This window comes from Pseudoalteromonas sp. 1CM17D, from assembly GCF_023161805.1.
In the GTDB taxonomy this organism is placed as follows: domain Bacteria; phylum Pseudomonadota; class Gammaproteobacteria; order Enterobacterales; family Alteromonadaceae; genus Pseudoalteromonas; species Pseudoalteromonas atlantica.
In genome coordinates, this window is sequence record NZ_JALNTP010000008.1 from 205,087 (window position 1) to 226,607 (window position 21,521).

Genomic DNA, 21,521 nt, shown 5'->3' on the forward strand with positions numbered 1-21,521 from the left:
GCGGTTATGCTTAAAGCTCTCTTTTATTTATCCAAAACTATCATTTTAAATTATGCGCAACACCATTGTAGATGTACTCGATATTGGCCCAGAGTGTATAGAGCGGTTTATTGATTTAAACACGCTTTCGCAAATGCCAAGCCTTGAAATAGAGCTGGCAGGTTGCTCAAATTTATTGGGTGATTATTGTGTTGCGCGTACTAACCCGCTTGAACACACTCTTTTTTATACCTTGGCTGGCCAGGGCACGCTAAAAACCATTAATAACCAATATGCACTTGCCGAAAATAGCTTAGCTATATTGCCTGCAAGGCAAAGTTTTGAGGTAGAAATAGCGAGCGAAAAATGGGATGTGATTTGGCTAAACCTTGCAAACACCAAGCGTTGGCAACATTTAAATTTAGCGCAGGCTAAAGTATTAACTGATCAGCAGTTAGCGCCATTACATTTAGCTATGGAGCTTTTATACAGCGAGACAAACGCTACTTTGCGCGAAGGCGTAATGCCTATTTTAAGCCACTATTTAAATACTACGCTTCAAAGCGAGCCGCAAATAGGCGGGCAAAATAGATTAACCAGCTTGTTTTTAGAAGTAGAAGAGCGCCTGCAGTTTGATTGGACAATAGAGGCTATGTGCGAACAAGTACATTACTCAGCACCGCATTTACACAGGTTATGCCAGGCACAATTTGGTAAAAGCCCAATGCAGCAGCTTATTTATTTACGTATTAAACGGGCTAAAAACTTGCTACTAAATACCCGCTGGCCGGTTGCCCATATTGCCGCTTACGTGGGGTACCCTAATATATTTAATTTTTCAAAACGGTTTAAAAAATCAGTGGGCGTGTCACCCACTGAGTTTAGAAAAATGAGCATTTAAAAAATAGCTTGGTATAAAAAGCCTGCACCAATAGCCATAGTAATAATGACAAACAAAAAGGCGGCTATCATTTGGTTTTTAAAAATTGATTTAAGCAAAATAACTTCTGTTAAGCTTGCGCCCGCGCTGCCAATTATTAATGCCATTACCGAGCCAAGCGCCATGCCTTTTTTGACCAATGCGGCACTTAGCGGAATAACGGCTTCGGCTCTAATATAAAGTGGAATACCAATAATGGCTGCAATAGGAATGGCATACCACATACCATCGCCCGCATATTTAGCAATTAGCTCGGTAGGAATAAAGCCATAAATAAACGAGCCTATTGCTACCCCTAGCATTAAGTACGGAAACACCTGTTTAAAGTCTTTAAAGGTTGCATGCCACACTTTTACCCAGCGATTAGGCTGCGCTTTTTTAGTAGGCTCTATTGCTTTAGGTTCGCCGCAGCTTGTGGTTGCACAGCTTGGCTCAACTTCTTTAGGCTCACTACAGCTTGGTTTTGCGCAGCTACTAGTAGATTCTGTGCTGTAAGCTTCTGGTTTTACATACCTTTCAAAGCCTAGCTTTTCAAGGGTATAGCCTGCTACAACCGACACCACCATAGCCACTAAAAAGTAAAAAAAAGCGACCTGCCAGCCAAAGGTAATTACAAATAACCCAATGATCACCGGGTTAAGTAGCGGGCTGCCAAATAAAAATACCATCATAGGGCCAAAGCCCGCTCTCGCTCTTAATAATCCTTTTAAAAACGGAATGGTTGAGCACGAACAAAATGGTGTAATAGCCCCCAATAAAGCAGCAACAACGTAGCCCTTACCGTTTTTTGAACTTAAAATAGATTGAATTTTTTCGGGTGTTATAAATAGCTGTAAAACACCCACTAAATAACTAATAACAATAAATAAAATAGTTAACTCTGTAGCTAAAAAGGCAAACATGCCTAACGCCTCTTTTGCCATTGCTAGCATTTCATTACTCATAACGCACTCCAAAGTACACAGGGTATAACTTACGTTAAGTAAGTTATATTTCGAATTTTATGGAAGTATATTGGTGGGCAATAATATCGTCAATACTTTATTTCTAGATATATAGAAATAGTTTTTATGCCCTTGTTTTTAAATGTTTTATTTTTTAACTTTTAAGGTAACTTGCTAATAAAGCTGTATTTAAAGATTCAAATTGTTATTATTTCTAATAATTTAGAAATTACGAGGTTGTAATGGAAATTATCGACGTTGCAAAAGCATTAAAAGAATTAGGCCATCCTACGCGTTTAACTATATATAAGCGTGTAGTTAAAGCAGGGCACACTGGAATTAGTGTTGGCAATATACAAGAAGAGCTAAGCATGGCGGGCTCTACACTTTCGCACCATATATCGGGCTTAGTTAACGCTGGGCTAATTAGCCAAAGGCGCGAAGGGCGCACGCTTTATTGCGTGGCTATGTACCAGCGCTTAGACGATGTAATTGGTTTTTTACAAAACGAATGTTGTGTAGACGAAGGGCAGTAAACTTTTATCAACGGTTTTGCGCGTTGTTTATTGACCTCAAGACGCGCGCGGGTTTAATATGCCGCTGTTCCTAGTTTGTAAAATAGGAACCTACTTTAAATTTAATTAGGTAATGGATGCGCTCAAACTACTTTTTAGTCGTGATACTTCTTGTGCTTGTACACAGCTTTATTAGCTGTGATGCTGCCGCGTATCATTTACAAGAAGAAGTCGATCATGCTTCGCACATTCAGTCTGTGGCCGATACAGACGATGAAGACGCGCAACCACCTACCGAAATTCATGCCCATCAGCATTGCCACTGTGGTTACTACAGTACGATAAATCATTCAATAAGCCCTGAACAAAGCCAAGCCACAAACAATGCTTGTTACAATGGTTTAAATTACCCACCAGATGTTCCGCCACCCAATTTTTATAGCTAGTTTTTAATTTTAAACACTTTGTATATAACTGCCTGCGCCTGTGCGCTACAAGGCTAGTTATGTACATATTTAGGTTGCTTAATCGCGCTTGTTTTTAAAATAGGCATAGTGATTAAGCCAACTCTGTTTGTTAAAACGGATATGCTATATGAACAAAAAACTACTTATGCTGGTGGCGCTACTGTGTGCACTACCAACACTGAGCGCTTTGGCAAAAAGCGAGCCTCAAAACGTATTAACGCTAAAGCAAGCGCTTAAAAATACCGAGCAGCAAAACTTACAGCTTAAACGCTACCCGTACCATCAAAAAATATTAACCGCGCTTAAAAGCCAAGCCGCGCTTTCACCTAACCCTGAGCTGAGCTTTGAAGCTGAAAACTTTTTAGGAACTCATGGATCTCATGCGTTTTCGGGGGCGCAGTACACGCTGGCTTTAAGCCAGTTAATTGAGCTTGGCGATAAACGCCAAAATCGTATTAATTACGCTACTGCAAATATAAAAGCGCAAACAATTGAGTATAAAAATACTCGGTTAGCACTTTTAGCAACCACCGCTGAGCGTTATTACCAAGTGCTAAAATTTCAGGCGTTAATTGCACTAAACAGTGAGCGTAAAAACACTGTTAAGCAGGCACTCAACGCAATTGAAAAACGCGCTAAAGCCGGTGCGGTCTCAAGTGCTGATGTAACCCGCATGCGTTATGCATTAAGCCAAGTAGATTTAAACACGGCCATGCTACAAAGTGAATTTGAGCGCTCTCGCTTAGCACTCAATGAGCTTTGGCAAGAGGAGCAAGTGAGTGATTACTATGCGGGAGATTTATCAAAAATAGCTGCTATTAAAAGTGAGGCAGCGTTACTTGATATGGTAAATACAGCACCAGAATTTGCACTACTACAGCAGCAATACATGCAACAAACGGCTAATTTAGCACTGCAAAAATCAACGGGTCAAAGTGATTTAACCCTTGGTGGTGGTGTGCGATATAACCAGCAAGCTGATGCCAGCTCGTTAGTGTTTTCGTTTTCAATGCCGCTGCAATTAAGTAACGCTAATGGCGGTAATATTGAGGCGGCGCAGCATCAGCTTACGCTACTTAATGAACAACAAGGGCAATTACGTATACAGTTACGTAAGCAAATACGCACGCTCTATGCGTATTACCAAGGTAAAGCGGCGCAAGCACAGCTTTTAACACAGCGCGTTATTCCACAAGCGCAAACGCTCATAAAACAAAGTTTAAAAAGCTATCAACAAGGGCGAATATCGGTATTGCAATTACTCGATGCACAGCAAGTTTTATTTGATTCTAAACGTGCACTTATCAACACCCATAGCGAGCTATATCAAGTGCTCCTTACCCTTGAGCGTTTAACTGGCCAACCTTTAATTGAGACTCATCAATCATGAATAAAACTCTTATCGCATTATTAATTACGCAATTACTTACACTCCCATTTTTAAGTAGCATGGCTATGGCATCTGATGACAATCACGAAGAAAGTCATGGTGACAGCCACGAACAAGGCCATAAAGACGAACACACACAAAAAGGCCCGCATGGCGGCTTTTTACTAACCAATAACGCCCTTGATTTAGAGCTTAAATTAACCCAGTTTGCCGGTAATACCGAGCTGCGAATATATGGGTTTAATAACGGTAAAGCCGTTGATGTAAACCAGTTAGAGGTAACCATAAACGTGCAGCGTTTAAGTGAAGCGCCACAGCTTATTCGCTTTAAAGCTGAAGATGACTATTTAGTAAGTACCGTGAGCGTAAACGAGCCGCATTCTTTTAAGCTTGATGTAATGGCTCGCTATAAAGGCGCTGAAATAAATTATCATTATGAGCAAGAAGAAGGGCGTACAACGCTAAGCGAGAAAGCAATTGAACGCGCTGGTATTAAAACTGACATTGCAAAAGCAGGTAGCGTTGAGCTAACCGATACTTTATTTGGTGTTATAGCGCCCACTGCGCAGAGCACCGTTGAAGTAATGGCGCCTTATACCGGGTTAGTTAACGATATTTTTGTAAGCATTGGTCAAAACGTTAAAAAAGGCGATAAGCTTGCCAGCATAACCAACCGCGAAACCCTACAAAATTACACCATAAAAAGTCCAATTACAGGCGTTATTACCGAGCAATATTTAAAGCGCGGCGAGCTTGCCAGTAGCGCGCTAACGCAAATAGTAAACCTTGAAACCGTATGGGTTGAGCTGTCGGCCTTTCCCGATAACATTGAAAAGCTCGCCATAGGGCAAAGCGCTACAGTGTACGACTTACATCATCATTTAAATGCCCAAGGTGAGGTGTTTTACATAGCCCCAATGATGAGTGGCGGGCACATTGCACGTGCGCGAATCGAGCTTAAAAACCCTGATGGCCATTGGCGACCAGGTATGCATGTTAATAGCGACATTAGTACTGCAAAAGTAGATGCGGCTGTACGCGTCAAAGCGATTGCTATTCAGGAATTTAACGGCAAACCTAGCGTGTTTATAAAAAGTGGCAATGTGTTTGAAGTACGCCCAGTAAAACTCGGTGCTAAAAACAGCGAATGGGTAGAAGTGCTTGAAGGGCTTTCGCCAACCAGTGAGTACGTAACTGAGAACAGTTATGTAATTAAAGCCGATATTTTAAAAAGCGGCGCAAGCCATTCACATTAGGAGGCAGCATGATTAACTGGATAGTTTCGTTTGCGGTTAAGCGCCGCATGATGGTGCTTGCACTCACACTTTTATTTGCTGGGTTTGGCGTCTACAACACACAAAATTTAGCCGTTGATGCCGTACCCGATATAACTAATGTGCAAGTGCAAATAAATACCAAAGCGCCGGGCTTTACCCCGCTTGAAGCCGAGCAGCGTATTACGTATTTAATTGAAACTGCAATGGCGGGTATTCCAAAGCTTGATTATACCCGCTCAATTTCGCGTTATGGGCTTTCGCAAGTTACCGTAATTTTTAATGAAGGCACCGATATTTACTGGGCGCGCCAGCAAATATCAGAGCGCATTCAAAGTATTCGTTCAGACCTACCAGCCAATATTGAACCAAACTTAGGGCCAATTGCCAGCGGGTTAGGGGAGATTTTTACTTATTCTGTGCATGCAAATAACGGTGCATTAAAAGATGATGGCACGCCATTTAATGCAGAAGATTTACGTACCCTGCAAGATTGGGTTATTCGTCCGCAGCTATTAAAAGTAAAAGGTGTTACCGAAATAAACAGCCAAGGAGGCTTTGAGCGCCAGTACCAAGTAGCGCCCATGCCTGAAAAGCTACTCGCTTATAAGCTCACGCTAAGTGATGTTATTACAGCACTTAAATTAAATAATAGTAACCAAGGTGCAGGGTTTATAGAGCGTTTTGACGGGCAATATTTAGTGCGCTCACCAGGGCAATTAAAAACCATTGATGATATAGCCAATACCGTGGTTGCTAAGCGCGATGATGCACCCGTTCGCATAAAAGATGTGGCGAACGTGCGTTTAGGCAAAGAGCTCAGAACCGGCGCCGCTACTTATAATGGTAAAGAAACCGTGCTTGGCACCGCCATGATGCTCATTGGTGAAAACAGCCGCGTAGTGGCAAAAGCCATGGCTGAAAAACTTAAAGATGTACAACTTAGCTTACCAGCTGGTGTAGTGGTTGAGCCCGTGTACGACAGAACAACCCTTGTTGATAAAACCATAGACACTGTAAAAACGAACCTGTTTGAAGGTGCGGTGTTGGTGGTTGTTATTTTACTGCTACTACTGGGTAACGTAACTGGCGCATTGATTACGGCCATGGTTATTCCGCTTAGTATGTTATTTGCCATTACCGGTATGGTAGGTAATAGAGTGTCGGGTAACTTAATGAGCTTAGGCGCAATCGATTTTGGTTTAATTGTTGATGGCGCAGTAATTGTGGTTGAAAACTGTTTAAGGCAACTTGGCCTTGCGCAGCATAAACATGGCAGGCTACTTACACTAAGCGAGCGTTTAAATGTGGTAACCGCCGCCACTAAAGAAGTGTTCAGTCCAGCAGTATTTGGCATTTTAATTATTATGCTGGTGTATTTACCGCTGTTTGCATTAAGTGGTGTTGAGGGCAAAATGTTTCAGCCAATGGCGTTTACAGTGGTTGCTGCATTAGTGGGCGCACTTATTTTTGCAGTAACTTTTGTACCTGCCGCCATTGCGGTATTTGTGCGAGGAAAAGTAAGTGAGAGCGAAAATTCCGTGATGCGCGGAATTAAAAAAGGCTATAAACCGCTACTTGGCTTATCGCTTAAATTACCGTGGGTGATGGTTAGTATTGCGGGTGTGCTTGTAATTGCGCTTGGCTTTAAAGTTAAAAATATGGGGGCTGAGTTTTTACCGCAGCTTGATGAGGGCGATATAGCTATGCATGCGCTGCGCATTACCGGCACCGGTATTGAGCAATCGGTAAAAATGCAAAAAGAGCTAGAGCAAGCCATTTTAGCTAAGCCTGAGGTGGCTAATGTATTTTCAAAAATTGGTACTCCCGATGTAGCAAACGATCCTATGCCACCTAACGTTGCCGACACCTTTTTAATGTTAAAACCTCGCGATCAATGGCCAAATCCTGCTTTACCTAAAGAAGAACTGGTTAAGCAAATTCGCCATTTAGTTAATGAAGTACCCGGTAATAACTATGAGTTTACCCAACCAATAGAAATGCGCTTTAACGAGCTAATTGCTGGCGTGCGCGCCGATGTGGCCGTGCGTATTTATGGTGATGATTTATCAACATTAAAACAGTTCGGTGAAAAAGCCACAGCCTTGGTACAAAATATTACTGGCGCAACCGGTGTACGCCTTGAGCAAATGGAAGGTTTGCCTACACTTTCGGTAACGCCGCTTCGCGACCACATGGCGCTGTTAGGCTTAACCGTAACCGATATACAGCAAAGTGTAAGCGCTGCTATAGGCGGTGTGCAAACCGGGCTTATTTATGAAGGCGATAAACGCTTTTCGTTATTAGTGCGTTTAGATGAGCGTTGGTCTAGCGATATAACACAGCTTGCACGTTTACCTGTTGCTGTGCCAAAAAGTGCTAATCCCGACCTTGCATTTGTACCGCTTGGCGAAGTTGCAAATATTAGTATTGATAAAGGGCCTAATCAAATAAACCGTGAAAGCGGTAAGCGTAACGTTGTAGTAACTGCAAATGTAGAAGGGCGCGATTTAGCAAGCTTTGTAAGCGAAGCGCAAGCCGCTTTAAATTCGCAGCTTAATTTACCTAGTGGTTATTGGATTGAATACGGCGGCACGTTTGAACAACTAGAATCGGCAAGTAAGCGGCTATCGCTGGTGGTACCGGTTACTTTATTACTTATATTTGGCCTGCTTTATAGCGCGTTTAATTCACTGCGTGATTCGTTAATTATATTTAGCGGCGTGCCACTTGCGCTTAGTGGCGGCGTACTTGCGTTGCTTTTACGTGATATGCCGCTTTCAATATCGGCAGGTGTGGGGTTTATCGCGCTTAGTGGTGTAGCGGTATTAAATGGTGTGGTTATGCTGTCGTTTATTAAACAGTTAAGAGCTGATGGGCTTAGTTTGATAGATGCAATACAAAGCGGTGCGCTTTCGCGCTTGCGACCAGTACTTATGACGGCTTTAGTGGCGAGTTTAGGGTTTATTCCTATGGCGCTAAATACAGGCACCGGCGCTGAGCTACAAAGGCCGCTGGCAACGGTTGTGGTTGGCGGAATTATTTCATCAACTCTACTGACGCTATTAATATTGCCTGCACTTTATAAATTAGTGCATGCAAAGTTTACTAGGCATAAAAAGGCTGAGCTTATTTAGTATAGTCTGCAATTTTTTTAATATAAATTATCTATCTGGTTAAATATCTTAACTAAAATAAGCACTCATTTTTTACTTTACTGTGAGCAGAGGAATAGAGTTAAAGGTACTATAGGTATGCAAAACCATCATTTTTCGGCTGATTTCCTAAAATATTAGGCCTTGAGTGAAACAGAGCTAACAAGATATGTCGTGTAGCAGTATAAAGCCATTTTAATGGCTTTTTACTGCTAACTTTTTGTTTATAAAATCGCGCATTTCATCGGTTAATACACTGCTAGAAATATATTGCATACCTTTATTATGGTGCACTAAGTAGCCGTGGTTAGTTTTAATAATATGGGTTATTTCTGCCCACTTAAATGTATGGCTTTTATAGTGGTTTTCGGTGCTAATAGCGTCATCAGTAAACGAAAGAGTAACCTCTGAGCCCGAAGCACGACTAAACATTTGGCGCGTAACCCACCAAGGCCTGCGGTAATAAAAGGCAACGCATTCTAATACTCCCAGCATTATTAAAAATGTACCTAGGTAATGATCGTCCATAGCGTAAATACTAATTAAACCTAAGCACATCAGTAATGCCAGCAAAAAATACTTTGGCTTGGCTGCTTTACTATAAGAGTGGGACTCGTCAAAGCATTCGTAGTAGTAGGGTTTATCGAGTGTGTAAGTGGTGGTCAGTGCCATAATTGCTAATAAGTAATAGTTTTCGCTATTTTAACAAGCTAGCGTAAAAATCACACCCGTTAATGTAGGCTATGCATTATAAGAGTTAGAAGCCGCTTTTTATTAGCGCACAAAAAAACGGCTTATTAAAAGCCGTTTTTTACGTTACCAAACAGATTAACAGTTAGTTTCTTCTGCGTTAACGCCTTCTTTTACATTTTCACATGCATCTTCAACAGAGTTTTGCACGTCAGTTACTGCTTCATCAATACGCTCACCTGCTTCTTCTGCGTGGTTGTCTTCACAACCCATCATAAAGAAACCTGCAAATACGGCGATTAGTGCTGCTTTTAAAGTTGTTGAGTTCATAATGTAATTCCTTGTATATGTTGATTGTTTAGTGTTTTAAGTATGTTAGTAGCTACCTGGGCGATTTACCGCGCAGCGCACCTGAAACTAAAGAAATCACTAAAAGTACTAAAAAGATAAAGAATATAATTTTTGCTATACCAGCTGCGGCACCTGCGATACCACCAAAACCTAACACTGCAGCGATTAAAGCAATAACTAAAAATGTAATTGTCCAGCGTAACATTGTTTTCTCCTTGGTTATCAAATTCGTTCGAAAGTAATAATGCCAGTTGCGTGCCAGAGTTTAATTTTATTAATTTTCAATATGTTATGTTTTTTGAGCGAAGATTGTAAATTTAGGATTGGTAAGTTTTACGTTTAACGATGTAACTTATTCACACTATTGTAAAGAGAGTAAAAAAATAAATATTTTTTGCGCGCTGCTTTACTAGTCTTGGTAAGACCAATTTACATTTTAGCCCAAACTGATTTTTTACCTGCCGTTTAACTTACTATTTTTTATAGTTTTTAAGTTTTTTTGGGTTTAACCATATAACCTTTGCCTATAACGGTTATTTTTATCATCTATATCTAAGCTAATTTAACCCTGTATTAGCTATGTTAACTATTGTGACTGTATGTTAGTTTAATTTTAATTGGTTTTACCAATTGACAGGTGGTGGACAAAGTTAAAAGTTTTGTTATCATTCGGTGAATAATTATTTAAATAAAGCGGTTTTTTATATCGCTATATAGTGCAGGGGGAGAAAAATGGATATAGGAGCTGTACTCACAACCGCAGGTAGCTTGATGCTTACGGGCATGGTGGGCGTGTTTGTATTTCTTTCAATATTGATTGGTGCTGTGTCATTCATGTCTAACTTGGTTGCTCGTTTTGACGAGGCTGAAGTTGCAATACCGGTTAAATCACCATCTTTAAAATCTCAAGGTGTGCCAAACGAGCACATCGCTGCTATTAGTGCTGCCATTGCTCAGTACAAATCAAATAATAAATAAGAGGCACACATGGCTAAATTAAAATTAACAGAACTTGTTTTACGCGATGCTCATCAGTCTTTACTTGCAACCCGTATGCGCTTAGATGACATGCTCCCTATTGCTAGCAAACTTGATGATGCCGGTTATTGGTCTATTGAGTCGTGGGGCGGCGCTACGTTTGACTCGTGTATTCGTTATTTAGGTGAAGATCCGTGGGAGCGTATTCGTGCCCTTAAAAAAGCAATGCCCAATACTAAACAGCAAATGCTTTTACGTGGGCAAAATTTATTGGGTTACCGCCACTATGCCGATGACGTGGTAGAAAAGTTTGTAGAGCGTGCCCACAAAAATGGTGTAGATGTATTTCGTATTTTTGACGCCATGAACGATGTACGGAACTTAGAAACGGCAATTAAAGCGGCTGTAAAAGTAGGTGCCCACGCGCAAGGTACGATTTCTTATACTGTAAGCCCTGTGCATACTCTTGATATGTGGTTAACCCTTGCAAAACAGCTAGAGGATTTAGGTTGTCACTCTATTTGTATTAAAGATATGGCAGGCTTATTAAAACCATACGATGCAGAGCAACTTATTAAAGGGCTAAAAGAAACCGTTTCTATCCCTATTGCTATGCAGTGCCATGCAACCACCGGTTTAAGTACAGCTACGTATCAAAAAGCCATTGATGCAGGCATTGATATGCTTGATACCGCTATTTCTTCAATGAGTATGACTTACGGTCATTCAGCTACAGAAACCATTGTAGCAATTGTTGAAGGTACGCCCCGCGATACCGAATTAGATTTAAACCAGCTAGAAGAAATAGCGGCTTACTTTAGAGATGTACGTAAAAAGTACGCTGGCTTTGAGGGGAGCCTTAAAGGTGTTGATGGCCGTATTTTACTCGCGCAAGTACCTGGTGGCATGTTAACCAACATGGAAAACCAACTGAAAGAGCAAGGCGCAGCAGATAAGCTAAATGAAGTATTACTTGAGATCCCACGCGTGCGTGAAGATTTAGGTTTTATTCCGCTAGTTACTCCAACATCGCAAATTGTAGGCACACAAGCAGTACTAAATGTGCTTACGGGTGAGCGTTATAAAACAATTACCAAAGAAACCGCCGGTGTTTTAAAAGGCGAGTATGGTTTAACACCAGCACCTATGAATAAAGAACTGCAAGAGCGAGTGCTTGATGGCAGCGAGGTTATTACGTGTCGCCCTGCAGATAATATAGCCCCAGAGCTTGCATCGCTTGAAGCAGAGCTGCAAAAAGAAGCGCAAGAACAAGGTTTAACACTTGCTGATGAGCAAATAGATGATGTGCTTACCTATGCATTATTCCCACAGGTTGGCCTTAAATTTATTAAAAACCGTAACAACCCAGATGCCTTTGAAGCAGTGCCAAGTGCTGATGATGCAAACGCTAAGCCTGCAGCAAAACCTGCAAGTAACAAAGGTGTTAGCGCTGAGCAATACAGCGTTAAAGTTGACGGTAAAGTTTACGATGTAGTGGTTGCGCAAGGTGGCGAGCTTAAAGAGGTAACGCTAAAAGATTCAGAGCACTTACCACAATCAGCATCGGTTGCATCAGGTGAAACACTGAATGCGCCACTGGCAGGTAATATTTTTAAAGTAAAAGTAAAAGCAGGCCAAGCCGTAAACGAAGGCGATGTGGTTGTTATTATGGAAGCGATGAAAATGGAAACCGAGGTTCGTGCAATGCACTCAGGTACTGTGGCTGAGGTCTTAGTGTCTGAAGGTGATGCTGTGACAACGGGCGATGCAATTATAGCGATGGCGTAGGAGTAGCTTTAATGGAAGGTCTTTTAAACCTTTGGCATGCTACCGGCATTGCTAACTTTACGTTTCCTGGCTTAATAATGATTGCGGTAGGGTGTTTGTTGTTGTTTTTAGCCATTGCTAAAAACTTTGAACCCCTATTACTGCTGCCGATTGGCTTTGGCGCAATACTGACTAATATTCCGGTTGCTGGGCTTTCTGACCCAGGTGGTTTGCTTTATTACGTGTACTACGTAGGTATTGATACGGGGATCTTCCCTTTATTAATTTTTATGGGAGTAGGGGCGCTAACCGATTTTAGTGCGCTTATTGCCAACCCGCGTATGTTATTACTGGGTGCAGCCGCGCAGTTTGGTATTTTTGCCACCTTGTTTGGGGCAATTTTATTAAACTATGTACCTGGCTTTGAATTTAGCTTACAAGATGCCTCAGCCATTGCCATTATTGGTGGTGCCGATGGCCCTACAGCTATATTTTTAGCATCAAAGCTTGCCCCTGATTTACTAGGTGCCATTGCGGTTGCTGCTTATTCTTACATGGCGTTAGTGCCAATTATTCAGCCGCCTATTATGCGCGCATTAACTACACCTGATGAGCGTGCTATTAAAATGCCAGAGCTGCGCAAAGTATCTAAAAAAGAAAAAATAGTATTTCCTTTAATGGTACTGAGCTTAACCGCTATGTTTTTACCAGCGGCTATTCCCTTAGTAGGTATGTTCTGTTTAGGTAATTTAATGCGTGAGTCTGGTGTTGTAGATAGGCTTAGTAACAGTGCCCAAAACGAAATTATTAATATAACCACGATATTTTTAGGTTTGGCAGTGGGCTCTAAACTAGCGGCCGATCAGTTTTTAACTGTAGAAACCATTGGTATTTTGGTGCTCGGTGCGTTGGCATTTGCTATTGGTACAGCGTCGGGTGTGTTTATGGCAAAAGGCCTTAACAAGCTTTCTAAAACACCTATTAACCCTTTAATTGGTGCTGCGGGTGTATCGGCAGTACCGATGGCGGCGCGTGTAGTTAATAAAGTTGGGCTTGAGAATAACCCACATAACTTTTTACTTATGCATGCTATGGGGCCAAACGTAGCTGGGGTGCTAGGAAGTGCCGTAGCCGCAGGTATATTACTGGCGCTTGTTGGCTAGTATTTAGGATTTAATCCAACCGATTAGCGCAGTTTACTGCGCTTTTTTTATGCCTATAAAACTGTACGTATTAAAGTTTGTTTGCAGACGTGTTTTTGTTTACAGTGAGGGCTATGCACACTAATAAGGATAGTCATCATGCTTCACACCCCTTTGGCAAAATATTTACCTCATGTTAGTAGACTCGTTTTTGGCTGTATGGGCCTAGGCGGCGGTTGGAATAAAGACGCCATTACTAAGGCTCACTTAAAGCAAACTCACGAGTGTATTGATGCAGCCATAGCTGGCGGCATTAACTTTTTTGATCACGCCGATATTTATACCTTTGGCAAAGCCGAGCAGGTATTTGGCCAAGCACTAGCTGAGCGACCAGAGCTTCGCGAGCACATGTATATTCAATCTAAATGCGGTATACGTTTTGAAGATGATAAAGGCCCCAAGCGTTACGACTTTTCGGCCAAGTGGATTGAAGAGTCAGTTGAAGGTTCACTTAAACGTTTAAACACCGATTACCTTGATGTGCTTATGCTTCATCGCCCTGATCCGTTAATGGAAGTAGAAGAAATTGCACAAGTATTTAGCTGTCTTCAAGAAAGCGGCAAAGTACGTAATTTTGCCGTATCAAACATGCAGCAGCACCAAATGAACTTTTTACAACATGCCTTAGATATGCCTATTGTTGCTAATCAAATTGAAGCAAGTTTACAAAAACACCAATTTGTTGATGAAGGTGTTTATGCAGGTAATGCAGATGGAAAAGATCTTAACTTTACACCGGGCAGTGTTGAGTATTGCCGCCACTTTGATATTCAAATACAAAGCTGGGGAAGTTTATGCCAAGGGCTATACACAGGGGGCGATTTAACAAATGCATCGCAAGCCGATATAAATACCAGCATACTCGTAAATAAGCTTGCTGCACTTTACGATACAACACCTGAGGCAATTGTTTTAGCTTGGTTATTACGCCACCCTGCATTAATACAGCCAATTATTGGCACAACGAACGTTGAGCGTATTGCAGCGTCATGCGGTGCGCTAAATGTTACGTTAAGTCGCGAACATTGGTATGCATTGTATGTAAGCGCCAAAGGCCATGAATTACCATAATTAAGGTTTAGGAATGAATATATTTGTTATTTTAATTTGCTTGTTTGTCGCTCTTGCAGTGCTGATACCTTTGCTTGAAAAGTACCAAGGTAAAATGGGGTTGGATGGCGCAACTAAATACAGCAAATATATTTGGCCGCTGGTTATGGTTTCTTTAGTCGTACAGCTAATTTATGTATTAATAAACTAATAAACTAATAAACTAATAAACTAATTAATTAATAAAAAACACAAAAAAGCCTTTGCAGGTTAACCCTACAAAGGCTTTTTTAGTATCTATAACTTATACGTTACTTAAGTGCTAGCTGTAGTTCGCGATTGCGTTCAAGCTGTGCAATAAAGTTTTCGGCAATAGGTTTAAACTTAGCAAGTTCAGAGCGTGGTAATGGCTCAGACTTAGGTAACTTAACGGTTTTAGGATTACGGTGTACACCATTTACTAAAAATTCGTAGTGTAGGTGCGCGCCTGTTACACGGCCGGTAGAACCCACGGTACCAATTTTGTCACCTTGTTTAACCTTTTGGCCTGTTTTAACAAGCTTTTTGTTAAGGTGTAAGTACTTAGTTACGTACTGTGTGCCATGGCTTATAAATACGTAGTTACCATTGTACTTACTGTAACCTGCTTTAATTACTTTACCGTTACCCGAGGCTACAACCGGAGTGCCTGTACGTGCTGCGTAATCAATACCACGGTGCGCTCTTACTTGCCCTGTTACCGGATGTAAGCGACGTGGGTTAAAGCTCGAGCTAATATATTTAAAGTTTACCGGCGCACGTAAAAATGCTTTTTTCATGCTGCGCCCTTCAGGCGTATAAAAGCTGCCGTCGGTATGGCGAATAGCCGCATAACGCTGGCCTTGGTTTATAAATTCTGCAGCAATAATTTTACCAGTGCCAATAAACTCGCCATCAACATAATGCGACTCGTAAATTAGCCCAAACTGATCGCCCTTACGAATATCGTTGGCAAAATCCACATCCCAACCAAATATATCAGCAAAGTTCATTATTTGGCGCTCGCTTAAGCCTGCAGCAATCGCTGAGGTCCAAAAGCTGCTAGAAATTTCGCCACCGGCTGTTTTGCTCAGTGTTTCTATTTCTTTGCTATCTATTGATGTGTCGTAATTACCTTCGTCATTTAAGGTAACAAACAAAGTATCTGTTTTTGAAATAACATAACGAAGCTGAGCTAAATCACCGTTTTCTGCTGTTGCAAAACTAAGTATTTCACCTGGGTGAATTTTAGTTAGTTTGCGTGTTTCAGCATTGGTGTTAATTAGCTTGTGAAGCGTTTGCGCTGAAAAGCCAGCACGCTTGAAGATAATTGCTAAATTATCGCCGTTTTTAACTTGATGATCGACTAAGTCGTATTCTGGCAGCTTTTCTGCTGCTTCTGGCGAATTTAATTCAGTTAATTTTTCGTTGTCTTCAACTTTAACTTGTAACTCGTAACGCTTACCAATTTCTAGTGCATTTGCACTATTGTCTTTGGATGCAGTCGCTTTTTCTGAAGGAAGAAAGGCTAAGCCAACAATAGCAGAAACCAAACCTAGAATAAGCAATTTGTGTTTTTTGGGAAGCGTGTTAACCACGTGAACCATAACGTGCCTTTTCTGCTGTCGTGAAAATAAAATATATATTAATGCAGGATATACGTAATAAGGTACGAATACTAGTAAATAAAGCTAAAAGCCCCGCAAATGTTAGTAAAATGACAATTTATAGTTGTTTAAGTTTATCGATTTAAACTGATTCTAAAGTGCGCTAAAATCGGCGTTTAAACACCATTTCTAATTGCCTAACACAGTGAGATTAAGCTTATTGAGTTTAGTTGCATTATTCGCATAAAAAATTGTTTTAATTAGGTAGAAATTTGTTATGTTAGCAACATAAGTGCTTTTGGTTTAAATCTGTTTTAAACCCTTATGTAGCAAGTCATCTAGTTGCCCCTTCGTTGGCAGAATTTTGGAGTAATACACAGTGGATTTACAAACCGCTCTAGCAGAGATAAAACGCGGTGCAGAAGAGATATTAATTGAAGACGAATTAGTTGAAAAACTAAAGTCGGGCAAAAAGTTAAAAATTAAAGCCGGTTTCGATCCTACCGCGCCAGACTTACATTTAGGTCACACTGTACTAATTAATAAAATGAAAACCTTTCAAGATTTAGGTCATGAGGTTATTTTCTTAATTGGTGACTTTACCGGCATGATTGGCGATCCAACAGGCAAAAATGTAACACGTAAACCACTGACCCGTGAAGATGTACTTGCCAATGCTGAGACTTATAAAGAGCAAGTTTTTAAGATTTTAGACCCAGCTAAAACCACCGTAGCGTTTAACTCTTCGTGGATGGAAAACCTCGGTGCCGCAGGTATGATCAAACTTGCAGCTAATCAAACTGTAGCGCGTATGCTAGAGCGTGACGACTTTAAAAAGCGTTACGGCAACGGGCAACCCATTGCAATTCACGAATTTTTATATCCACTTGTACAAGGTTGGGATTCGGTTGCACTTGAGTCAGACGTAGAGCTTGGTGGTACCGATCAGCGCTTTAACCTTTTAATGGGTCGCGAGCTTCAAAAAGTAGAAGGTCAAAAGCCTCAAACAGTATTAATGATGCCATTGCTTGAAGGCACTGACGGCGTTCAAAAAATGTCTAAGTCGCTTGGTAATTACATTGGTATTACTGATGCGCCAAACGATATGTTTGGTAAAGTAATGTCGATTAGCGACGTACTTATGTGGCGCTACTACGACTTACTAAGCAGCTTATCAATCGAAGAAATTGCAGCGCAAAAACAACGCGTAGAGCAGGGCACTAACCCGCGTGATATTAAGATTGAGCTGGCGAAAGAGTTAATTGCACGTTTTCACAGTGAAGAAGCTGCGCAAGCCGCACACGATGACTTTATCAAACGTTTTCAGAAAAAAGCGCTACCTGATGAAATCCCTGAGCTGACAATTACGATTGCAGAAGAAGGTATTTTAATTGCTAACTTACTTAAAGAAGCTAATTTAGTAGCCAGTACTTCTGAAGCAATGCGCATGATTAAGCAAGGTGCAGTAAAACTTAACGGTGAAGATAAAATCACTGATACAAAACTTGAAGTAGCAAAAGGCACGACCGCTATTTACCAAGTAGGTAAACGTAAGTTTGCCAACATTACTGTAGCGTAAGCGCAGTTAAAACTAAAAAACCAGCTTAGGCTGGTTTTTTTGTGCGCGTATTTTGGCTGCTAAAAAACCATTAAATCAGCTTTAATATCTCAATACTGATAATGACTAACAGCCAAAATGCACGCGCTTGATTTAATCTATTTATGATCACAGGTACGTCTTCGGCTTTTGGGAGTCGCTCGGTTCCAATACGCATTTTATTAAAACGCTTACCAAAATAAACCGCAGGGCCGCCTAGCTGTACGCCAATAGAGGCGGAGCACACACTTAAAATCCATCCTGTATTTGTTTGATAAAAGTGTCTGCCATAGTGCTTTATGTAATGCATACTTTGTTTACTGGCTTTGCTTGCGGCAATGGTTAATGCAAGTAAGCGTACGGGGATAAATTCGATTACAAACAAAAGTATTTTAAGCGGTTTTAAAAAGTGGCTATTAGGTGGTATATCGGCGCGCCAAGCATGCTGCATTAAAGTCAGTAGCCGATACGCTAAAGTGGCAATTGGCCCAAGTAATAAAAATATAAATATAACGGTAAAGTAATTACGGGCAGTTCGTAAAATTAAGCTTTCAATTAAGGCTTTAATAATACCTGGCGCTGAGAGCTTATTGACCTCTCGGGCAAGCAGTGGCTTTACGAGTTCACGCGCGGTAGATTTTTGGTTTTGTTTTACTAACTTTGCAACCCGCAGGGCTTTTTTTTCAATCGCTTTGCTTTCTAGGCACAAATATAAAATGAGGCCCGCTAGCAGCTCAGGATAAAAGGCAAATTCAAGCAGTAACACAATAATAATAAGAATAACGCTTAAAACTAGCGCACAGGCAAGAGTGGAGGCTAAATAAAGGTAACTTTTAGGCTCACTTGGTTTATAAACCCGTTTTCCTATAGCACTAAATATAGCGGTTAATACTGTATTAGGGTGATACCAGCTTTTTAACGGGAAAAAGCGCTCAGCAATGAGCGCCACAAAAAAGGCAATAAAGTCCAAATGGTTTTGAACAATATTGCTTAGCATTTACAGCGTAACTTTTGTTAGTTTTTCCAATAGTGCAACAACCATTTTTGATGAGTTGATTGATGCAGTCTCTAAGTATTCTTCAAACGATTGCGGCGACTCTTTACCGGCAATGTCAGACATAGAGCGAATAACCACAAATGGCGTATTAAGCGCAAAACACGTTTGTGCAATAGATGCGCCTTCCATTTCTACTGCAAGCATTGTAGGAAAGTCGCTGCGTGCTTTATCAATTCGCACTGGATCACACATAAATGAATCACCCGTACAAATTAAGCCTACTAAGGTTTTTACTTCGCTAATTTGCGCAATGGTTTGCTCGGCAGCTTCAACTAGTTTTGGGTGTGCGGCAAAGCCTGCTGGCATTTGTGGAACTTGGCCAATTTCGTAGCCAAAAGCGGTTACATCTACATCGTGATGACGTACTTCTGAAGAGATAACAACATCGCCAACACTTAGAGAGGGATCAAAGCCACCGGCAGAACCTGTGTTAATAACACAATCAGGATTAAAGTTATCAATTAATAACGTGGTTGCAATCGTTGAGGCCACTTTACCAATACCCGATTGCACAAGTGTTACTGTATTACCTGCTAATTCGCCTGTGTAAAAGGTAAACCCTGCTTTAGTTAGCACTTGTGGGTTTTGCATTGCTTCACGTAAAATTTTAACTTCTGGCTCCATTGCGCCAATAATACCAACATTCATAGTGTTTGATTCCTGAGTTTGAATACGTAGATTATACGTGAAGTTAGCAATAAAAAACAAAAAAGCGAGCTGTTTTACGGCTCGCTTTAAATACTTTTAGGAGAGTATTTAATTCTATTTTAAATTTCGGCTAACGCAGTGGTTTGCGCTTTAGCCTGAGAAGGTGACAATACCGCAGGTTTACTTACACGATTACGTGTTGGACGAGCCGATTGCACCGCTGCAGGTTTGCCTAATTTAAACATAATTGCATCGCGCACCTCAGAAGGGCGGTAGCCTGATTTTACTTTCATACGAATATGTGGAATGCCAGCAGATTCTAAAGCGCCGTTTACAAACCAGTCGCGCTGCGCTTTGTGGCCATCTTTATTGGCGTTGTTAACTAAATCGACCGCTGCCACTATCGTCATTTTTTCTTTATCTACCAGCACAAAATCGAGTTGTTTATTTTTAGCTTTAGCTAAAGCTGCACGTTTTGATTTAGCAGAAAGGCCTTGCTTGCAGTCGATTACATCGATGAGTTTGACGCGGCTCACAATTTTGTATTGATCGCCTACCGCACGCTCTAAAAGATTTAAAAATGCACCCTCAACCTGTGTAAACACGGTTTGTTTGCGGGTAAAAGGATAGGGATTGCCGCCATCATCACTAAATTTTGACGCAACCACAGAGGCCCCAACCACTAATACTAAAATTGATAATAAAGCGAATTCCATACGGTAACTCCATAACAACAAATTGACACTGCTCAAGTAAAGCAATTTACGTGCCTAAAAATTGGTTGTTATGGCTAATTACCGTATGTATTTATTATTAATGCAGCAGGGCTGCTAGGCTTTGTAACCGCCCTCAATTCCTTTAACGGCAATAGCGACTGCATCATGCGCATGGAGTGATTCGTAATGATTAATTTGCAGCCAGTAATCACTAAAGTTATCGTTTTCAAGAACCGCTTTAATTTTACGTGCAGCGTCTTCACAAAACATTAAATTTTGACCGTTAAGGCGGGCAAATTCTTGCTCATCTTCACGTTTTACTGCCGCTTGTACGGGGGTTTTTAGTTCAGCTTCTAATGTATCAATTAAATTTACTACGTCAAATTCACTAATCGTGTTGTCTAGCTTTACTTTAACGTTTGCAATTGAACGCTGTGAGTGAGGCGTTGCCACAATACCCTGCGTTGTACCTAGCCATGCTAAAACGTCTTTTTGATTAAGTGTTTCTTGGTTAAACTTTTCGCTAAAAGCATTTTGAATAAGCTGGCGAGCAAGTGCTGCAGAGCATGGACAGGTTGATGAATAAGTAACATCAACGCTTAGCTCGTAGCTAATTACGCTATTTTCAATAGTGCTGGTTAGGGTAATTGGGTAGCTTTTCCAACCTGCTTTACCGCTTAACAACGATTTACGACGCAGCGGTAACTCAAATTTAAACTCTATTTGGGCTTTGTCACTTAATCCTTCGTGGCTGGTGATAAAGGTATCGAGTGCTTGAGCTAAAGTTTGTGGGTTAACTTGTTGCTCTGTAGAGAGTAAATCGAGCGCTAAAAATAAACGCGACATATGAATGCCTTTAGCGTCTTCTTTATGCAAATTAACAAAGGCACGCGCTTTTGCGTTAACGGTAACGGGTGCTAAATCTTTCGATTCAAAAATAAATGGCAGTTCTATTTCGCCCATACCAACCCAGTCTAACTTACCTGTTTGTAAGGCGGGAGCCGTATCAGCTATATCGGGCATGTTGGTTTGCATGTGCGCTACTCGTTATTGGTCATAATAAAGCGCAGCATTTTACACTAAATAATTTATTGCTGAAATGATGAGTTTAACAAGTAGGCAAAAGTAAACATGAAAATTTTCTGTTTTTGTCGCACAACATGAATATAGCTAATA

At 41.0% G+C, this 21,521-nt stretch carries 21 protein-coding genes; 12 read left to right on the forward strand and 9 right to left on the reverse strand.

What is annotated here, in order from left to right; translation table 11 throughout:
* Positions 1 to 52: 52 nt before the first annotated feature.
* Positions 53 to 880, forward strand: a complete 828-nt coding sequence (locus MSC25_RS14940) for an AraC family transcriptional regulator (RefSeq protein WP_248443856.1) — start codon at positions 53 to 55, stop codon at positions 878 to 880.
* On the opposite strand, the gene MSC25_RS14945 is transcribed toward MSC25_RS14940, so the two are convergent.
* Positions 877 to 1,863, reverse strand: a complete 987-nt coding sequence (locus MSC25_RS14945) for a permease (protein WP_248443857.1) — start codon at positions 1,861 to 1,863, stop codon at positions 877 to 879. The two genes, MSC25_RS14940 and MSC25_RS14945, sit on opposite strands and share 4 nt — an antisense overlap.
* 242 nt (positions 1,864 to 2,105) lie before the next feature.
* Between MSC25_RS14945 and MSC25_RS14950 the strand changes: the two genes are divergently transcribed.
* The 5 genes from MSC25_RS14950 to MSC25_RS14970 all read left to right on the forward strand — a co-directional run bounded on the left by MSC25_RS14950 (position 2,106) and on the right by MSC25_RS14970 (position 8,646).
* Entirely contained in the window at positions 2,106 to 2,399 is a 294-nt protein-coding gene (locus MSC25_RS14950; protein ID WP_024033207.1) for a metalloregulator ArsR/SmtB family transcription factor, read from the forward strand.
* Between the two features lie 116 nt (positions 2,400 to 2,515).
* Complete coding sequence (locus MSC25_RS14955; protein WP_138578522.1) at positions 2,516 to 2,824, forward strand: hypothetical protein; 309 nt, start codon at positions 2,516 to 2,518, stop codon at positions 2,822 to 2,824.
* A gap of 148 nt (positions 2,825 to 2,972) precedes the next feature.
* Positions 2,973 to 4,235 carry a TolC family protein gene (locus MSC25_RS14960; RefSeq protein WP_248443858.1) on the forward strand — a complete coding sequence of 421 codons (1,263 nt, stop codon included), beginning with the start codon at positions 2,973 to 2,975 and terminating at the stop codon, positions 4,233 to 4,235.
* Positions 4,232 to 5,491, forward strand: coding sequence for an efflux RND transporter periplasmic adaptor subunit (locus MSC25_RS14965; protein WP_138578524.1), 1,260 nt, complete (start codon positions 4,232 to 4,234; stop codon positions 5,489 to 5,491). The genes MSC25_RS14960 and MSC25_RS14965 overlap by 4 nt, the downstream gene beginning before the upstream one ends.
* An 8-nt stretch (positions 5,492 to 5,499) precedes the next feature.
* Complete coding sequence (locus MSC25_RS14970; RefSeq protein ID WP_248443859.1) at positions 5,500 to 8,646, forward strand: CusA/CzcA family heavy metal efflux RND transporter; 3,147 nt, start codon at positions 5,500 to 5,502, stop codon at positions 8,644 to 8,646.
* Between the two features lie 213 nt (positions 8,647 to 8,859).
* Here the strand turns inward: MSC25_RS14970 and MSC25_RS14975 are convergent, their stop codons facing one another.
* From MSC25_RS14975 to MSC25_RS14985, 3 genes are all read right to left on the reverse strand, one after another.
* Positions 8,860 to 9,336 carry a YcxB family protein gene (locus MSC25_RS14975; protein WP_248443860.1) on the reverse strand — a complete coding sequence of 159 codons (477 nt, stop codon included), beginning with the start codon at positions 9,334 to 9,336 and terminating at the stop codon, positions 8,860 to 8,862.
* A 156-nt stretch (positions 9,337 to 9,492) separates the two neighbouring features.
* On the reverse strand, positions 9,493 to 9,684 hold the full coding sequence (locus MSC25_RS14980) for a hypothetical protein (RefSeq protein WP_004587517.1): 192 nt from the start codon (positions 9,682 to 9,684) through the stop codon (positions 9,493 to 9,495).
* 52 nt (positions 9,685 to 9,736) lie between these two features.
* Entirely contained in the window at positions 9,737 to 9,910 is a 174-nt protein-coding gene (locus MSC25_RS14985; protein WP_002961939.1) for a DUF1328 family protein, read from the reverse strand.
* 527 nt (positions 9,911 to 10,437) lie between these two features.
* On the opposite strand from MSC25_RS14985, the gene MSC25_RS14990 reads away from it, so the two are divergent.
* The 5 genes from MSC25_RS14990 (at position 10,438) to MSC25_RS15010 (ending at position 14,913) form a co-directional block, all read left to right on the forward strand.
* Positions 10,438 to 10,683 carry an OadG family transporter subunit gene (locus MSC25_RS14990; RefSeq protein ID WP_096042240.1) on the forward strand — a complete coding sequence of 82 codons (246 nt, stop codon included), beginning with the start codon at positions 10,438 to 10,440 and terminating at the stop codon, positions 10,681 to 10,683.
* Positions 10,684 to 10,692: 9 nt separating this feature from the next.
* A complete protein-coding gene (gene oadA / locus MSC25_RS14995) occupies positions 10,693 to 12,471 on the forward strand; it encodes a sodium-extruding oxaloacetate decarboxylase subunit alpha (protein ID WP_248443861.1) in 1,779 nt (592 codons plus the stop codon).
* An 11-nt stretch (positions 12,472 to 12,482) separates the two neighbouring features.
* Positions 12,483 to 13,613, forward strand: a complete 1,131-nt coding sequence (locus MSC25_RS15000) for a sodium ion-translocating decarboxylase subunit beta (protein ID WP_004587520.1) — start codon at positions 12,483 to 12,485, stop codon at positions 13,611 to 13,613.
* Between the two features lie 138 nt (positions 13,614 to 13,751).
* Positions 13,752 to 14,723 carry an aldo/keto reductase gene (locus MSC25_RS15005; RefSeq protein WP_004587521.1) on the forward strand — a complete coding sequence of 324 codons (972 nt, stop codon included), beginning with the start codon at positions 13,752 to 13,754 and terminating at the stop codon, positions 14,721 to 14,723.
* A 13-nt stretch (positions 14,724 to 14,736) separates the two neighbouring features.
* Positions 14,737 to 14,913, forward strand: coding sequence for a hypothetical protein (locus MSC25_RS15010; RefSeq protein WP_024031605.1), 177 nt, complete (start codon positions 14,737 to 14,739; stop codon positions 14,911 to 14,913).
* A 100-nt stretch (positions 14,914 to 15,013) separates the two neighbouring features.
* On the opposite strand, the gene MSC25_RS15015 is transcribed toward MSC25_RS15010, so the two are convergent.
* Positions 15,014 to 16,327, reverse strand: a complete 1,314-nt coding sequence (locus tag MSC25_RS15015) for a peptidoglycan DD-metalloendopeptidase family protein (RefSeq protein WP_004587523.1) — start codon at positions 16,325 to 16,327, stop codon at positions 15,014 to 15,016.
* Positions 16,328 to 16,706: 379 nt separating this feature from the next.
* Between MSC25_RS15015 and tyrS the strand changes: the two genes are divergently transcribed.
* Positions 16,707 to 17,906, forward strand: a complete 1,200-nt coding sequence (gene tyrS / locus MSC25_RS15020; RefSeq protein WP_055254812.1) for a tyrosine--tRNA ligase — start codon at positions 16,707 to 16,709, stop codon at positions 17,904 to 17,906.
* A 70-nt stretch (positions 17,907 to 17,976) separates the two neighbouring features.
* Here the strand turns inward: tyrS and ampE are convergent, their stop codons facing one another.
* From ampE to folE2, 4 genes are all read right to left on the reverse strand, one after another.
* Positions 17,977 to 18,921 (reverse strand): regulatory signaling modulator protein AmpE, encoded by a 945-nt coding sequence (gene ampE, locus MSC25_RS15025; RefSeq protein WP_248443862.1) that lies wholly within the window; start codon positions 18,919 to 18,921, stop codon positions 17,977 to 17,979.
* On the reverse strand, positions 18,922 to 19,629 hold the full coding sequence (gene mtnN / locus MSC25_RS15030; RefSeq protein ID WP_004587526.1) for a 5'-methylthioadenosine/S-adenosylhomocysteine nucleosidase: 708 nt from the start codon (positions 19,627 to 19,629) through the stop codon (positions 18,922 to 18,924). It lies immediately after the preceding gene.
* 119 nt (positions 19,630 to 19,748) lie between these two features.
* The gene (locus MSC25_RS15035) at positions 19,749 to 20,345 is read right to left on the reverse strand and encodes a DUF2726 domain-containing protein (protein WP_024031608.1); all 597 of its coding nucleotides are present in this window, start codon (positions 20,343 to 20,345) and stop codon (positions 19,749 to 19,751) included.
* A 114-nt stretch (positions 20,346 to 20,459) separates the two neighbouring features.
* Positions 20,460 to 21,380, reverse strand: a complete 921-nt coding sequence (folE2, locus tag MSC25_RS15040) for a GTP cyclohydrolase FolE2 (protein WP_055254809.1) — start codon at positions 21,378 to 21,380, stop codon at positions 20,460 to 20,462.
* Between the last annotated feature and the right edge of the window lie 141 nt (positions 21,381 to 21,521).